Origin of the sequence: Advenella faeciporci (assembly GCF_014652395.1) — a bacterium.
In the GTDB taxonomy this organism is placed as follows: Bacteria; Pseudomonadota; Gammaproteobacteria; order Burkholderiales; family Burkholderiaceae_B; genus Advenella; species Advenella faeciporci.
Genome location: NZ_BMYS01000054.1, coordinates 1 through 513, shown reverse-complemented (window position 1 = coordinate 513; position 513 = coordinate 1). Strand labels below are relative to the sequence as shown.

1 rRNA gene is annotated in these 513 nt (G+C 51.7%); it reads left to right on the top strand.

Going from position 1 to position 513, the window contains the following annotated elements:
- Positions 1 to 513: ribosomal RNA gene (locus tag IE074_RS14750) — 23S ribosomal RNA — on the top strand; the annotation flags it as partial.

The following is a 513-nucleotide window of genomic DNA, read 5'->3' as shown; positions in this document are numbered from 1 at the left end:
AGTCGCTGGGTGTAGACCCGAAACCAGGCGATCTATCCATGGTCAGGTTGAAGGCACGGTAACACGTGCTGGAGGACCGAACCCACTAATGTTGAAAAATTAGGGGATGAACTGTGGATAGGGGTGAAAGGCTAAACAAGCCTGGAAATAGCTGGTTCTCTCCGAAAACTATTTAGGTAGTGCCTCGTGTATTACTGCCGGGGGTAGAGCACTGTTATAGCTAGGGGGTCATGGCGACTTACCAACCTATGGCAAACTCCGAATACCGGCAAGTACAGCACGGGAGACAGAGCACTGGGTGCTAACGTCCAGACTCAAGAGGGAAACAACCCAGACCGCCAGCTAAGGTCCCCAAAATTGGCTAAGTGGGAAACGAAGTGGGAAGGCATAGACAGTCAGGAGGTTGGCTTAGAAGCAGCCATCCTTTAAAGAAAGCGTAATAGCTCACTGATCGAGTCGTCCTGCGCGGAAGATGTAACGGGGCTAAGCCAGTTACCGAAGCTGCGGGTGTAT